This is a genomic window from Vibrio sp. OPT18, from assembly GCF_015163615.1.
GTDB lineage: Bacteria > Pseudomonadota > Gammaproteobacteria > Enterobacterales > Vibrionaceae > Vibrio > Vibrio coralliirubri.
Genome location: NZ_JADDYK010000081.1, coordinates 110,900 through 126,071, shown reverse-complemented (window position 1 = coordinate 126,071; position 15,172 = coordinate 110,900). Strand labels below are relative to the sequence as shown.

The following is a 15,172-nucleotide window of genomic DNA, read 5'->3' as shown; positions in this document are numbered from 1 at the left end:
TCATGGAATCGACTCAAATGATGCAATCTAAGCTGCTAATTCAACGACGAGTACAACCTTTTCTGGCTCGGTTAAGCAAAGACAACGTAATTCTGTTTGGGCTGTTGGCCTTTTTGTCTGTAGTTATGACGTTGTTTATCCTGATGCCACTGTGGGCGATGTTGAAAAAGAGTGTTCAGAACGCAGACGGTGAATTTGTAGGTTTACAGAATTTCGCAACGTATTTTGCGTCTCAAAGCCTATGGCAGTCGGTAGGTAATACGTTCACGCTCGGGTTGTTAGTGACCGTTGTTGTGGGTGTCTTAGCGTTTGGTTATGCCTATGCGCTAACTCGTTCATGCATGCCTTTTAAAGGACTTTTTCAAGTACTGGGTTCTGCGCCTATTCTTGCTCCGTCACTGCTTCCCGCAATCAGTCTTATATTCTTATTTGGTAACCAAGGTATCGCTAAAGAAGTCTTGGGTGGCAACTCGGTTTATGGCTTGATTGGTATCTCACTGGGCTTGATATTCTGGACGTTTCCACACGCCTTGATGATTCTGACCACCTCATTAAGAACCTCTGACGCTCGCCTTTATGAGGCAGCACGTGCACTCAATACTTCATCGTTAAAAACCTTTTTCATGGTGACGTTACCTGCGGCAAAATACGGCTTGATCAGCACCCTGATCGTTGTGTTTACGCTGGTGGTTTGTGACTTTGGTGTGCCAAAGGTGATCGGTGGTAGCTACAACGTGTTATCGACTGACATCTTTAAGCAGGTGGTTGGTCAACAGAACTTCTCTATGGGTGCGATAACCAGTATCTTACTGCTATTGCCTGCGTTGCTTGCGTTTACCGTTGACCGCTGGGTTCAAAAGAAACAGAAGAGCTTGTTTGATACTCGTTCTGTCGCGTACCAACCTGAACCTAGCTCTCTGCGTGATGGCTTATGTTTCCTTTATTGCACCATCATCTCTGCTGCTGTGGTTATCGTGTTGGGCATGGCGATATACGGTTCGATGGTCACCTTCTGGCCTTGGAACAAAGCGCTGACGCTAAACAACTATAACTTTGCAGAAATGAGTACCTATGGTTGGGCGCCATTCTTCAACTCGTTAACGCTTGGTGCTTGGACTGCGATAATTGGTACTGTTCTGATTTTCCTAGGGGCATACTGCATTGAGAAAGGCCGCGCATTCGGGCCTGTTCGTCAAGCAATGCAAATGCTCAGCGTTGTTCCGATGGCCGTTCCGGGTATGGTTCTGGGTTTAGGTTATATCTTCTACTTCAATGATTTGAGTAACCCACTCAACTTCTTGTATGGCACGATGGCGTTCTTGGTGATTAATACCGTGGTTCACTACTACACGGTAGGGCACATGACGGCGTTAACGGCATTGAAACAGCTGCCTTCGGAAATTGAGGCAACGGCGGCTTCGGTAAACTTACCGCAATACAAGCTGTTCTTTAAGGTGACGGTACCCGTTTGTCTGCCAGCGATTTTAGATATTGCGACATACCTGTTTATTAATGCACTTACCACGACATCTGCGGTAGTATTCTTGTATTCTACCAATACGATTCCAGCGTCAGTATCAGTACTGAATATGGACGACGCAGGCCAAACCGGTGCAGCAGCAGCCATGGCGGTGATGATCATGATATCTGCAGCGAGTGCGAAGTTGATTCATATGTTAATCAACAAGTTATTTGAGAAACGCACCCAAGCTTGGCGTAAACGCTAGCGAACCATTTATGTTGCAGTTGGTCAAGGAGTGGCTGACGACAAGAACAAGAATGAAAGGAAATTAAGTGCAGTACGTAAAAATCAAAGATGTCATCGTAGAGCAGATAGAGTCGGGGATGTTAACACCACGACAGAAGCTGCCTGCGGAACGTAAGCTGGCTGAATCGTTTGATACGACTCGAGTTACCTTACGCGAAGCCTTGTCTTCACTTGAAGCGGAAGGGCGCATTTATCGAGAAGACCGACGTGGTTGGTTTATCTCTCCTGAGCCGCTTCGTTACGATCCAACACAAACGCTGAACTTCACTAATATGGCTCTGTCGCAGAACCGTAAGCCGAAAACAGAGTTGGTGGCGGCGAAAGGCATGTTAGCAACCAAGGAGGCGACTCGGCTTCTTGAGTTACAACCTTTTTCGGACGTTTATCGAGTAGACAGAGTTCGTTATCTTGAAGATAGGCCCGTTGTGTATGTAACCAACTACATTCGACCAGAGTTGTTCCCTAACTTGCTTGATTATGACTTGTCTAAATCGTTGACGGACATCTACCGCGAACACTTTGGTGTGGTGTATCAGAAGATCCGTTACCGAGTGAGCACAACGTCTTTACTTGGCGAAACAGCACAAGCTCTGCGTGCGACTTCTGGCTCTCCTGCAATGGTCGTAGAGCGTGTGAACTACAACCAAAACGGCGATCTGATTGACTGTGATATTGAGTATTGGCGTCATGACGCGATCAGTATTGAGTCAATTGCGCAGCTGGAGCGCTAGTCATACGTTAGAACGCGTACATATCTGTAACTCTTTGGGCTTGCCCAATTGAATCGATCAAAGGTCTCTTACCAAGAGGCCTTTTTTATCACCCGTTTTCAGCTACGGCTTTTATAAGTCAGTTAATAAGTTAGGAATGAAATGGAATTTTCTGCCATCGTCATCGTGATAATTTCGGCTCTGCTTCATGCGGGTTGGAATGTTCTAGGTAAATCTAATCAAGGTTCGGGGTCGTCTTTTTTCCTTGCTTCTGGCTTTGCCGCTGCCGCGATCTTGACTCCCTATTTGATCTGGTACGTTTATAGTGTCGGCTTTGTGAACATCACGCTCTTATTCTGGCAGCTACTTCTTTTAAGTGGTATTTGCCAAATCATCTATTTAATCGGCTTAGGTATAGCCTACAAGCAGGCCGATATTGGGGTGATTTACCCAATGGCACGAGCATTGCCCGTGTTGATGGTTGGCTTGGGTACGGTGTTAATAGGGTATGAATTATCAATCAATCAATGGCTTGGTTTTGCATTGATCACACTGGGTTGTCTGTTTGTTCCGCTTAAGCAGTTTTCTGAATTAAGGTTCAAGGCCTACCTGAATCTTGGCGTACTGTGGGCGTTAATCGCCGCCATCGGTACCACGGGGTATTCCATTATTGATAAAGAGGCGCTTCTATTATTAGAGCCCTTAAGCACACCTAGCATTACCAATAAACACACGGCGATTTTCTATTTGGGTATTCAGTTTTGGGCAATTGTGCTTCCACTGAGCCTGTGGTTGCTCGTGTCGAATCAAAGAATAGAATTTCATAACGCTTGGTTACTACGTAAAAGAGCAACACTTGCTGGCATTATGATGGCTTCGACCTATGGCTTAGTGTTGTTTGCGATGACTATGACAGAGAACGTCAGCTTGGTTGTTGCACTTAGGCAAGTGAGTATCATTTTCGGCGTAGTGATGGGGATCTACTTTTTAAAGGAAAAGTGGCACGCGACTCGCGGTGTAGGCGTCTCTCTAATTATTGCTGGCTTAGTTATCTCATTGACTTAAAAGACTTTTAAATCTCCCTTACTGCTTGTAATGTGACTTTTCAGTCACATTATCCTTATTGATAGCAAACGTTTTACTAATGTTAAAGATGTGATCCTTCTCATAGACAAGGCTGTAAAGTTACCGGTAACATTCATTTCAACGTTACCGGTAACATATAATTACAAACCGGACTCTGTGAAACTCATAAGGATACCCAAATGAAAGCTCTGACTAAAACGCTGATTGCTGCTTCCCTCACTGGTCTATTTGCTACTTCAGCAATGGCTGCAGACTTTAAACTTAAGATTCAATCTTCAGATCCATCTGGCGATTTGAACTTCAAGGTTCAGCAGAAGTGGGCTGAGCGAGTAGAGACGATGTCTAACGGACGTATTGATATCGATCTATTGCCTGTTGGCGCTGTGGTTAAACACACAGAAACGCTTGGCGCGATCAAAATGGGCATCTTAGATGGCCACATCACAGCAACAGGTTACTTCTCTGGTAAAGATCCAGCATTCGGTCTTATCGGCAACATGGTGGGTGCGTGGTCTGATACAACACAACTGCTTCAGTACATGAACTACGGTGGCGGCAACGAGCTAATGATTGAACTGTACAAGCCTTACGGTGTTCAGTTCGTTGGTGCTTCTACAACGGGTGTTGAGTCTTTCATTTCTAAAAAGCCAATTGACGGTGTAGCAGATCTTAAAGGTCTTAAGCTTCGTGCGCCTGAAGGTCTAGTACAACAAGTGTTTGCAGCTGCGGGTGCGACTCCGGTAAACCTGCCAGGTTCTGAAGTATTTACCGGCTTAAGCAAGGGGGTAATTGATGCCGCGGACTACACGGTATTCTCTACCAACCAAAAAGCGGGCATGAACGATATTGCAACGCATCCAGTTCAACCGGGTTTCCACTCATTACCGCTTATCGACATCTCTGTATCTCAGAAAAAATGGGACAAGATGCCAGCTGATCTACAAACGATTCTACAAACATCAGTGCGTGACTTCTCTTACGACATGACAACTCAACTGAAAATGGCTGACCAAGCTGCAGTTAAAGAAGCACAAGCGAACCCAGAAATTACTATCCACGACTGGTCTCAAGAAGAGCGTAAGAAATTCCGTGAAATCGCTAAAGGTCAGTGGAAAGTCTTCGCAGAGCGTTCTGATAACGCGCAGAAAGTTTATAAATCAGTGACTGTGTTCTTAGAAGAAAACGGCTTGCTGTAACTTAAACTTAGCTTACTGACGGGGGAGGGCATTGCTCTCCCGTATTCTCCCAGGAAATTTGGCCCATGACAGACAAAATCCCCCACGCCCCAGCTGAAAACGACGAACAGCCAAGAAACGTACTTGATCGTCTTATTATAAAGTTCAGTAATCTCGTTAGCTGGCTGTTTATCTTTACTGTATTGATTTCATTTTACGAAGTTGTGATGCGTTATGCATTTGATGCCCCGACCACATGGGTACATGAAACAGCTTCTTTCATCGGTGGTTCTTTATTCATTATTGGTGGCATCTACGCTTTTGCCGCGAATAAGCACGTACGTGTGGTTCTTATCTACGATTCAGTCTCTAACCAAACACGTAAATATCTTAATCTTGTTCACCACATTGTTGGTTTGGCTTTTGCTGGCATGCTTGCTTACGCGGCTTACTTCACCGCAGAAGAAGCGTGGTTTGCACCATGGGGTGAATTCCGCCTTGAAACATCAGGCTCAGTGTTAAACGCGCCTTATCCTGCGCTGTTGAAAGGCCTGATCTTTGTCGTTTTGTGTGTTCTTGTTATCCAGTTTGTATTGCACCTAATCCAAGAGTTGATGGGTCTAAGGAAGAATGACGATGTTTGATTTATCTTCTATTGGTATCGCATGGGGCAGTTTGCTCATGTTGGTTATGATGATTGGCTTGCTCCTGACGGGTATGCAGCTTGCGTTCGTAACTGGCTTTGTCGCGATTTTCTTCACTCTATGTTGGTTTGGCCCTGATGCTTTACCTTTGATTGCGAGCCGTACTTACAGTTTTGCTTCTGGTTATGTGTTCCTCGCAGTACCGATGTTTGTATTGATGGCCGCTTTACTAGACCGTTCGGGCATTGCTCGTGATTTGTTTGATGCAATGAAATCTGTCGGCCGTAAGGTTCGAGGTGGCGTTGCGGTACAAACGTTATTGGTAGCTGTGTTACTGGCTTCAATGTCAGGTGTTATCGGTGGTGAAACTGTACTACTAGGTATTCTTGCACTGCCTCAAATGCTTCGCTTAGGGTATGACCGTAAGCTTGCTATTGGTACAACCTGTGCGGGTGGCGCGCTCGGCACCATGCTGCCGCCAAGTATCGTACTGATCATCTATGGTATGACAGCGAGTGTGTCGATTGGCGACCTATTCAAGGCTTCTTTCTTACCAGCGTTTATCCTTGCGGGCTGTTACATCGGCTACGTATTGATTCGTTGTAAGCTGAACCCTTCTCTTGCTCCTCTTCCAAGTGATGATGAGACAGAAGAAGACTTAGCGAATCAACCTAGCTACTTCAAGGCTCTGTTCTTCCCTCTGCTTTCTGTAGCAACCGTTCTTGGTAGTATCTATACGGGTATTGCTTCAGTAACGGAAGCTTCGGCTTTGGGTGTAGTCGGCATCATGATCAGCGCGCTTATCCGCGGTGAATTGAACTTCAATATGCTGAAAGAGAGTGCCATAGCAACCATGCGAACCTGCGGCATGATCATGTGGATCGGCATTGGTGCAAGTGCTCTGGTTGGTATCTACAACCTGATGGGTGGCATCGACTTTGTTGAAGAAACGATCCTTGCACTCAGTGGCGGCAACGCAACAGTAACACTGCTAATCATGATGGCTATCTTGCTGGTTTTAGGCATGTTCCTTGACTGGGTAGGTGTGGCACTTCTAACAATGCCAATCTTCGTTCCAATCATCACTGGCCTTGGTTTCGACCCAGTTTGGTTTGGTGTTGTGTTCTGTCTAAATATGCAGGTGTCTTTCTTGTCACCACCATTTGGTCCCGCGGCGTTCTACTTGAAATCGGTAGCACCGAAAGACATCAGCTTAGGTGAGATTTTCTCTTCACTACTGCCATTCATTGCACTTCAAGTATTGGTTCTGGCACTGGTTATTATCTTCCCTCAGCTCGCGCTTTGGTGGCAATAACAACGAAGGTTCCAGAGTGAATTTAACGCTCAGGAACCGATTAGCAGTAACACAAGTTTAACTATTAGATTCGATTGTCAGCCCCAGTTTTGGTTGGGGCTTAGGGAAGGCTTGCCTTATGAAAAGCAAAAAAATACTCGTGATGGGCGTATCTGGATGCGGAAAAAGCCTGATTGGTAGCCGTATCGCACATGCTTTAGATCTTCAATTCTTTGATGGCGATGACTTCCATCCGCAAAGCAATGTAGAAAAAATGCGCCAAGGAATTCCGCTGACTGATGAAGATCGTCAAGGATGGCTAGAAACACTTAACAAGCAATACATTGAACAACCAAGTGCTGTGATTGCTTGCTCTGCATTGAAACCACAATACCGCGACATTCTACGAAAGAACAATGAAGGCTTAGTTATCGTGTACCTACAAGGTAGCTTCGACACTATTTGGAACCGCCATAAAGCGCGTGAGAACCATTACTTCAATGGTCAAGAAATGTTGAAAAGCCAATTCGCAACCTTGGTTGAACCGAGTGAAGGCGAGGCGTTGTTTGTTGATATCTCACAAGATGTTGAACAGGTAGTAGAAAGTGCACTCAAACAAATTAAGCAGATAGGTTAAACCATGACTCAGACAAAAAATGACATTGCGATGATTGGTTTAGGAGTGATGGGTAAAAGCCTGGCACTCAACCTACTTGATAATGGCTTCAATGTCGCAGGCTTTGACCTCAATACAGACAACATTGAGCGTACTAGCTCTGAAGCGAAGCAGCTCAATGAGACATTTGAAGGAAAAGGCCTCTTTACTAGTGGTGTTAATCTTGAAGACATTCTTCAGGGGTTAGCGAAACCACGAGTGATTGCATTGTCGGTTCCGGCAGGAAAATCGGTTGATATCGTGGTAAGTAACTTGCTAGAAGCCGGTTTAGAGCGCGATGATATTATTATCGATACAGGCAATAGCTTATGGACTGATACTGAAGCCCGAGAAGTGAACCACAAAGGCAAACTACGCTTCTTTAGTACAGCTGTTTCTGGTGGTGAAGAAGGGGCTCGTGTTGGCCCTGCGTTGATGGCTAGTGGTGACCCATCAGCTTGGCAATATGTGAAGCCGATGTGGGAAGCGATTGCTGCGAAAGTTGATGTGAATGGTTTGCCTGTCGCTCAGTTTGAAGCAGGTGAAGCGTGCGCTGCGTATGTTGGCCCTTCGGGCACTGGGCACTATGTGAAAATGGTGCACAATGGTATTGAGTACGCTGACATGCAGCTTATTTGCGAAGTGTATCAGTTCATGCGTGATGTACTTGAAATGCCAGCTCAAGAGATCGGCAAAGTCTTTGACCAATGGAATAATGGCGTCCTTAATAGTTATTTGATGGAAATTAGCGCCGATATTCTTCAACAAGAAGATGTGGTGACGGGTAAGCCATTCGTTGATGTTGTGCTTGATAAGGCTGGTCAAAAAGGCACTGGCTTATGGACAGCAGTAAACAGTTTGCAAGAAGGTTGCCCAACGCCAACCATTGCACAGGCGGTCTATGCGCGTGCGATGAGTGGTCAAAAAGCACAGCGTGTTCAAGGTAGCAAACTGCTAAGGGGCAATATTACCGATGCGAGTCAGCTAGATAAAATTGAAGTCATCTCAGAACTTCATGATGCTCTGTATTGCGCCAAACTGTCTGTTTATGCGCAAGGTTTTGATTTACTGAAAACAGCGTCAGACAAAGAGGGGTGGAATCTCGATTTCACCCAAATAGCTAAGATCTGGCGTGCGGGTTGTATTATTCGCGCGGCCTTCTTACAAAGCATCACGTCGGCTTACCAACAAAATAGAGAACTTGCGAACTTGTTGTTTGATGAGGCTTTCATTAAACAAGTAGAAGAGCGCGAACTAGCTTGGCGTATCGCGGTAGCGAATTCAGCTTTGTATGGTGTGCCGATGCCAGGAATCAGTTCTGCATTAAGCTACTTTGACTCATTGCGTTGCGAGGTGCTGCCTGCGAATTTACTGCAAGCACAACGTGATTACTTTGGTTCTCATACCTATTCACGAGTGGATAGAGAGGAAGCCGAAAAATTCCATGTCACTTGGAGTCAGTCCCCAAGGACAGAAGTAAAAGTTAACGCTTAAATAACCAATAACGCCCTCTACTGAGGGCGTTTGTATTTATGACGCTATATCAATATTTTACTAAATTAGACTTCAAATTCCACGTCAGTTGGATACACTGTTACCAGTAACATAATTCATAACTATAACAATTAAATACTATGTCGAATAAGAAAAAACGTCCCACATTACAAGATGTTGCCAACCTAGTTGGTGTCACCAAAATGACCGTAAGTCGCTGTCTGCGAGACTCTTCTCAAGTGTCTGAAGCACTGCGAGACAAGATCAACGCTGCAGTCGACGAGCTCGGTTATATCCCTAATCGAGCACCAGATATCCTTTCCAACGCTAAAAGTAATGCTATCGGTGTGCTTGTTCCCTCGTTAACTAACCAAGTTTTCGCCGAAGTTATCCGTGGTATTGAACAAGTTACCGCGCCTGCGGGCTACCAAACCATGATTGCCCACTATGGTTATAGCGCTGAACTGGAAGAGCAAAGCATCGCTTCGCTGCTTTCGTACAATGTGGATGCGATTATTCTGTCTGAGAATGTTCACACCGATAGATCTCGAAAAATGCTGCAGACCGCGTCGATCCCAGTGATCGAGATTATGGACTCGGTATCGCCAAGAATTGAACAAGCTGTCGGCTTTGATAACTTCGAAGCGGCTAGAGCGATGACCAAAACCATGTTCGACAGAGGACGCACCAATATCGCTTACTTAGCGGCTCGTATGGATGAACGAACTCGCTTAAAAATGGCGGGCTACGAACATGCGATGCAAGAAGCTGATAAAGCGCCCGTGACTCTGCAAACAGAAGACGCGTCCTCGTTTACGCTTGGTGCGAAACTTATTGGTGAGTTACTAGAGAAGCACCCTGAAGTGAATGGCATTTTCTGCACCAACGATGATTTAGCAATCGGTGCTTTTTACGAATGTGTACGTCGTGGTATTCAAGTACCAGAACAGATGGCAATTGCAGGTTTCCACGGGCACGACATCACAGTGGCAATGACGCCTCGTTTAGCGACTGTAGTAACACCAAGGGAGCAGATTGGTAAAGTCGCTGCACAGCAAGTTGTAGCGCGTTTACAAGGCAATAAAGAATGGGTCGCGAAGCTGGATCTCGGTTACAAGATTGAAGTGGGTGAGAGTATTTAATTTTATATTTCAGCCTTGCTCTTCATCGGATTCAAACTAAAACGCCCTTAGCGAAACAAACTTCGTTAAGGGCGTTTTCTATTTTTCTAGCAAGAAGATGTATGGCGTAACAGGCTTAATCCGCTAAATCTTGAGCATCTTGCTGTTTCAACACTTTGTGACCATCTTCAGTGACGCCACGTTTCCAGTAGCTGCTGATGTAGATGTTTTCTTTCGCGACTTCTTTTTCGTTGCGGAAGTATTGTCTCAGCTCGCGCATGCTTTCGAATTCACACGCTGTCCATACTGACACCTGACCTTCTAACCACTCTGTGTTACGCACGGTTTGTGAAAGTGACTCTGAGGTTTCATCTTCAATCAACCAGGTTACTTTGATGCCTTGAGGGTTTTCAAGTGCTTGCTTATCTGCTGCTGAATTGATCTGAATGACAGCGTGACCAGTCGCTGTTTCTGGGAGCATTTTTACTTTTGCAGAAAGCGCAGGTAGGGAGGTCATATCTGCCACTAGGAAGAACCAGTCTGACTCTAGGTTCAGCCCCTGAATTAAACCAGGGCCAGCCACTGAAACCGTGTCGCCCACTTTTGCGTTCATTGCCCATCGAGCTGCAAAACCACATTGCAAATCTGTAGTAATATGGCGAACAAAATCAACTTCAATCCACTGCTCTACAGGGTTGTACTGACGAATGGTGTAAGTGCGCATGGTTGGGCGCTCACCTTCGTTTAGTTGGCTTAAATCAGTTGTGCCGAGTGGCGAGAATAAAAGCTTGATGTAGCCGCCGGCACATTCTGTTGGGTATTTACTTAATCCCTCACCGCTAAGCGTTATGCGCTGCATGTTTGGAGTAATTGTTGAGGTTTGAGTAACGGTTAATGTGATAGGGCTAGGCTTGCTCATATAAGGCTCTCTTAGATTTTGATTTCCACATCATAATCCTGAACTAAAAAACACTCAATACTAATAGTTATCATTTACTTTGATTTACACATGTCCTACCTAACTTATACGATAGATTATATTAAGAAACAGAACCGACAAAAAAGAGCCCTTTAGAAAACTAAAGGGCTCTTAGGATTGGTTTGACTTAGCGAACAGAATTAGCTTTTTGCTTGCTCTAGTTCAATCGTTTCTTCAGCGGCTTTCGCAGCTTCTAGCATCTTACGAATAATGAACGATGCTGCCATTGCGATACCTACCATCACGACTGCAAGAACAGTCAGCATTTGGAAGTAATCACCGTAAACCGTTTGCACGATCTCTTGTGTGATCTCTTGACCTTTCTCTAGTGCAATAGACGTTGAGAATACGGCACCAACAATGCCTGATAGTGCGATAGCAACAGAGAACAAACTTACTGAGAAGTTCTCGATGTGCTTAGGTGCAACAGACAGGATGAAGGCTACAACCATTGAACCTACAATCACTTCACCGAATGCTAGGAAGAAGTGAATCGCTAGGAAGACTTCTGGGCGGATCAGAACATCGTCACCCACTGTCGTTACTGCCATCGTAAGGATACCGAAAGCGATAGCCGTAAGGATGAAAGAGAAACCGACTTTGGTTGCAGTTGAGAAGTTAATGTTTTTCTTTTCTAGGTTAGAGAAGATACCCGCGATGATAGGGCCAGCAACCATACACCATAGTGGGTTCATTGCCATTGAAGCTTCAGGTGCGACAGGGATGAAGCCAAATAGATCGCCACGCATTGTGTTGATCGCTACCATTGTCATCGAAGTCATCATCTGACCGTAGTACACGAAGAAACATGTCGTCAGGAATGTGATGATTAAGATAGTGCCCATTTTCAGCATGTCTGATTTCTTCGATTTCAACATCGAAGAAACAAAGTAGACGATTGCTGCACCGCCAATTGCGTATACGATGTTTTGGCCAATATCCATGTTAGAGAACATGAAGAATACCAAGCCAATCATTGCTGCAGAAAGACCAAGGAACGCTGCCCAGTTTTTAGTGCTTACTGGTTTTTGGTCGATTTCTGCACTTGCTTCAACAAGGCCTTTGCGAACAAAGATCATCATTAGAAGCGCAGCACCGGCTAGAACCGCAGAAAGAAGGAAACCACCGTGGAAACCAACAACAAGCACTAGCATTGGGAACAGGTATTGGCCTAACAGAGCACCAATATTGTTTACTGAGTAGTTGATTGGGTAGCAGTTCTCAAAATCTTCTTGAGTTTTGAACGTGCGTTTGTAAAGACTTGGGTAAGAAGGGGACATCAAACCACGTGCATAACTTGCTAACGCAATACCACATAATGCCATCGGAACATTGGTTGCTGCTGCACCAAGTACCAGTAGAACGTAACCACTTGCGAACCCTAGGAAGGCAATGGTTAAAGATCGGTAAGCGCCTAAAAACTTGTCGGCGATAAAGCCACCAGCGATAGCAAATAGCGGCCCGATTGCAGAGAAAGCACCAACAACCATCATGGTGTCGGCTTCATTGTAGTTCAGATCTTCAAGGAAGAAACGAGTCAAGATCACCATGACGCCATAGAACGAAAGCCCGAACATCATTTGGCAGAACATCATTGATTTGTTTAATCTATTCCACATTATTTTATTCTCACATTTGTATTAATATGTAGTGTAATTACCCGATTATAATATCATTACTAGTAATACATAAACTGAAACATCTGTCCCAAACAGAACTTTACTCGATATATCTTTTCTTATGAGTACATTCATATTTCTCATGAATGAAATTTGCAACGTTAGATTTTGCTAGTGGATGCATAGCGGTATGAAATTTAGCCATCATCATTTGTGGCTAAGTAATGAACTAATAAAGGGAAAGTTAGAGGTGAGCATTCTGTAAGTTATTTTGAGTGAGTATCACTTTCAATTGGCTGCTGGGCTTTAGCCAATAAAAAAGCCAGCTTGGTGGCTGGCTTTGTTGAGATATTGAAAACTAAGTTTACAAGAATGCAGTCTCTATAGAGGCTTTCTCCACTCGTGTTTTTGTCTGTTATTCACACGGTGGTGCCATGTGGATCACGGCTAGGCCGCCTAGAGAAGTTTCACGGTACTTCTTGTTCATGTCTTTACCTGTTTGATACATGGTCTCGATAACCTTGTCTAACGAAATAAGACACTTGCTGGTGCGCTTCAACGCCATGCGCGATGCATTGATCGCTTTCATTGCGCCCATAGCATTACGTTCAATACATGGTACTTGTACCAGACCACCGATAGGGTCACATGTCATGCCCAGTGAGTGTTCCATCGCGATCTCAGCGGCAATACAGATTTGCTCGTTGCTACCACCACGCAGGGCAGTTAGGCCAGCAGCAGCCATTGAAGAAGAAACGCCGACTTCACCCTGACAACCTACCTCTGCGCCAGAAATCGAAGCGTTGGTTTTGTATAAGATGCCGATTGCACCAGAGACCGCCAAGAAGTCTTTAAGTTGCTTAGTGTCTAGCTCTTTGATGAAACGATGGTAGTACATCAAAACCGCAGGAATAACGCCAGCCGCACCATTAGTAGGTGATGTGACAACCTGGCCACCTGCTGCATTCTCTTCACTCACAGCAAAGGCAAATAGGTTAATCCAATCCATGATCTCCATTGGATCGTTTTCAATTGAGGCATTCGCTTCAAGCTTTTTAAGCAAAGCAGGTGCTCGACGTGTTACTTCTAGGCCGCCATCAAGAATGCCTTCAGTATCAAAGCCACGCTGCATACACAGAGACATCACCTTCCAAATTTGGTCGGCTTTCTGGTCAATTACATCCATACCTTGGAAAGACACTTCGTTACGCAGAATTAAGCCACCAAGGCTAAGTCCTTGTTGCTCTGATAGTTCAAGTAACTGATCAGCAGAAGAGAAAGGGAACTCAACTTGTGTTTCTGCTTCCTGTTTGCCGTTTTGTAGCTCATCAGCGGTTGCGATAAAGCCACCACCAATCGAGTAGTAGGTTTCCATATCCAGAAGACTACCGCTTGCGTCAAAGGCAGAGATAGTCATGCCATTTTCATGCAACGGAAGGTTAGTTTTGTGGAAGAGAAGGTCGCTTTCTACATCGAAATGAATTTCATGGTTACCGCTAACCAATAGAGATTTATCTTCAATCGCCTTGCGCATAGCTTGGTTAGCACTGGTGATTTTAATGGTGTCGGGGCGGTTACCTAGTAAACCTAACAAGGTCGCTCTGTCTGTGTGGTGACCAATACCCGTCAATGATAACGAGCCGTATAAGTCGATTTGAATACGCTTCACTTGCTTAAGCTGAGCATCAATTTTTTGGGTAAAGTTAAACCCAGCGATCATTGGTCCATTTGTGTGGGAGCTGGACGGCCCAACCCCAATTTTGTAGATATCAAAAATAGACAGCATAGTAACTTCCTGTGAAGACGGTTCGATGGACGAACTCTGTGTAAAATTTGTATTTAGTTAGTTTCACTTCTTTGAGTGAACCTGTTCTTTGGATGAAACAGTTATGTGATTGAGCGTATTCATTGATAGAAAGCGCTCTTTTATCGACCAGTGCTAACAAGCATAGAGCGATGAAATACAAGAGCGTGCTATGTTTGCTGTAAAGCGACACGTCTATTCTTGTATTACCTAAGATGTCGCTATCAATAGTGAGCATTATTGCGAGCAACATATAAGAATTTCAAAATACTTTTGTTAACAAGTATTGTATACATAATTCACTCCATCTAATCCCCAAAACGAGACTTGAACATAAAATGAGCATTAATCACCTCCTTATTGTGCTGGGTAAGCGACTGAATGAGAATAAATTGACTGATGAAGGAATCAGTCGAGTTGATGCTTTGTTTGAGTATCTGGCGGAGCCTTTGGTAGAAGAGTCGAATCAGCAAACCGCGGTTGCATTTTGTGGTGGGATAACGAAAGGGCAAACTCTGTCTGAAGCCGATGCGATGCACCAATATTTTAGGAAGCTTGAAAAGCGGCGTGAACATCCGTTTTTCTTAGGAGCGATTTTGCTCGAGCAGCATTCGACCAACACTGTCGAGAACATACAAAACTTGACCTCAGAGATGATTGCAAGCGGGTTGTTTACTCGCGGGCAAAGTGTGCAAGTGACTTTCGTGTCGAATGACTACCACTTACAACGTATATTCGAAATTCAATCGCTCATGGACGAGCAAGGTTTGCTTAAAGTTCTCGTCGAGAAGTGTTCCGCACTTGGGGTAGAGCTGCAAATAGA

Annotated in this window: 13 protein-coding genes; 10 read left to right on the top strand and 3 right to left on the bottom strand. The window is 44.8% G+C overall.

Annotated elements, in window-relative coordinates:
* Positions 1-17: 17 nt before the first annotated feature.
* From IQQ51_RS21410 to gntR, 9 genes are all read left to right on the top strand, one after another.
* Entirely contained in the window at positions 18-1,727 is a 1,710-nt protein-coding gene (locus IQQ51_RS21410; protein ID WP_416222619.1) for a putative 2-aminoethylphosphonate ABC transporter permease subunit, read from the top strand.
* Positions 1,728-1,794: 67 nt separating this feature from the next.
* Positions 1,795-2,499, top strand: coding sequence for a phosphonate utilization transcriptional regulator PhnR (phnR, locus tag IQQ51_RS21405; protein WP_048609092.1), 705 nt, complete (start codon positions 1,795-1,797; stop codon positions 2,497-2,499).
* A gap of 141 nt (positions 2,500-2,640) precedes the next feature.
* Positions 2,641-3,543: a multidrug transporter gene (locus IQQ51_RS21400; protein WP_193842077.1), complete on the top strand. Its 903-nt coding sequence runs from the start codon at positions 2,641-2,643 to the stop codon at positions 3,541-3,543.
* A 200-nt stretch (positions 3,544-3,743) separates the two neighbouring features.
* Positions 3,744-4,760: a TRAP transporter substrate-binding protein gene (locus IQQ51_RS21395; protein ID WP_193842076.1), complete on the top strand. Its 1,017-nt coding sequence runs from the start codon at positions 3,744-3,746 to the stop codon at positions 4,758-4,760.
* Positions 4,761-4,825: 65 nt separating this feature from the next.
* Positions 4,826-5,383, top strand: coding sequence for a TRAP transporter small permease subunit (locus IQQ51_RS21390; protein WP_048616944.1), 558 nt, complete (start codon positions 4,826-4,828; stop codon positions 5,381-5,383).
* Positions 5,376-6,698 carry a TRAP transporter large permease gene (locus IQQ51_RS21385; protein ID WP_048608821.1) on the top strand — a complete coding sequence of 441 codons (1,323 nt, stop codon included), beginning with the start codon at positions 5,376-5,378 and terminating at the stop codon, positions 6,696-6,698. The genes IQQ51_RS21390 and IQQ51_RS21385 overlap by 8 nt, the downstream gene beginning before the upstream one ends.
* Positions 6,699-6,816: 118 nt before the next feature.
* The gene (locus IQQ51_RS21380) at positions 6,817-7,314 is read left to right on the top strand and encodes a gluconokinase (RefSeq protein WP_193842075.1); all 498 of its coding nucleotides are present in this window, start codon (positions 6,817-6,819) and stop codon (positions 7,312-7,314) included.
* Between the two features lie 3 nt (positions 7,315-7,317).
* Positions 7,318-8,826: an NADP-dependent phosphogluconate dehydrogenase gene (gndA, locus tag IQQ51_RS21375; protein WP_193842074.1), complete on the top strand. Its 1,509-nt coding sequence runs from the start codon at positions 7,318-7,320 to the stop codon at positions 8,824-8,826.
* A gap of 140 nt (positions 8,827-8,966) precedes the next feature.
* Entirely contained in the window at positions 8,967-9,968 is a 1,002-nt protein-coding gene (gntR, locus tag IQQ51_RS21370; protein ID WP_193842073.1) for a gluconate operon transcriptional repressor GntR, read from the top strand.
* A gap of 115 nt (positions 9,969-10,083) precedes the next feature.
* On the opposite strand, the gene IQQ51_RS21365 is transcribed toward gntR, so the two are convergent.
* The 3 genes from IQQ51_RS21365 to IQQ51_RS21355 form a co-directional block, all read right to left on the bottom strand.
* Entirely contained in the window at positions 10,084-10,866 is a 783-nt protein-coding gene (locus IQQ51_RS21365) for a siderophore-interacting protein (protein ID WP_193842072.1), read from the bottom strand.
* Positions 10,867-11,066: 200 nt separating this feature from the next.
* Positions 11,067-12,545 (bottom strand): peptide MFS transporter, encoded by a 1,479-nt coding sequence (locus IQQ51_RS21360; RefSeq protein ID WP_416222618.1) that lies wholly within the window; start codon positions 12,543-12,545, stop codon positions 11,067-11,069.
* A 415-nt stretch (positions 12,546-12,960) separates the two neighbouring features.
* Complete coding sequence (locus tag IQQ51_RS21355; RefSeq protein WP_081231434.1) at positions 12,961-14,331, bottom strand: L-serine ammonia-lyase; 1,371 nt, start codon at positions 14,329-14,331, stop codon at positions 12,961-12,963.
* A gap of 356 nt (positions 14,332-14,687) precedes the next feature.
* Here IQQ51_RS21355 and IQQ51_RS27490 point away from each other — a divergent pair.
* Positions 14,688-15,172, top strand: a 485-nt coding sequence (locus IQQ51_RS27490) for a YdcF family protein (RefSeq protein ID WP_228013104.1), incomplete at its 3' end; no start/stop codon positions are given.

Coding starts and splice junctions, on each gene's coding strand:
- IQQ51_RS21410 (WP_416222619.1), top strand. CDS start 18: ATGATGCAATCTAAGCTGCTAATTCAACGACGAGTACAACCTTTTCTG.
- IQQ51_RS21400 (WP_193842077.1), top strand. CDS start 2,641: ATGGAATTTTCTGCCATCGTCATCGTGATAATTTCGGCTCTGCTTCAT.
- IQQ51_RS21395 (WP_193842076.1), top strand. CDS start 3,744: ATGAAAGCTCTGACTAAAACGCTGATTGCTGCTTCCCTCACTGGTCTA.
- IQQ51_RS21390 (WP_048616944.1), top strand. CDS start 4,826: ATGACAGACAAAATCCCCCACGCCCCAGCTGAAAACGACGAACAGCCA.
- IQQ51_RS21385 (WP_048608821.1), top strand. CDS start 5,376: ATGTTTGATTTATCTTCTATTGGTATCGCATGGGGCAGTTTGCTCATG.
- IQQ51_RS21380 (WP_193842075.1), top strand. CDS start 6,817: ATGAAAAGCAAAAAAATACTCGTGATGGGCGTATCTGGATGCGGAAAA.
- gndA (WP_193842074.1), top strand. CDS start 7,318: ATGACTCAGACAAAAAATGACATTGCGATGATTGGTTTAGGAGTGATG.
- gntR (WP_193842073.1), top strand. CDS start 8,967: ATGTCGAATAAGAAAAAACGTCCCACATTACAAGATGTTGCCAACCTA.
- IQQ51_RS21365 (WP_193842072.1), bottom strand. CDS start 10,866: ATGAGCAAGCCTAGCCCTATCACATTAACCGTTACTCAAACCTCAACA.
- IQQ51_RS21360 (WP_416222618.1), bottom strand. CDS start 12,545: ATGTGGAATAGATTAAACAAATCAATGATGTTCTGCCAAATGATGTTC.
- IQQ51_RS21355 (WP_081231434.1), bottom strand. CDS start 14,331: ATGCTGTCTATTTTTGATATCTACAAAATTGGGGTTGGGCCGTCCAGC.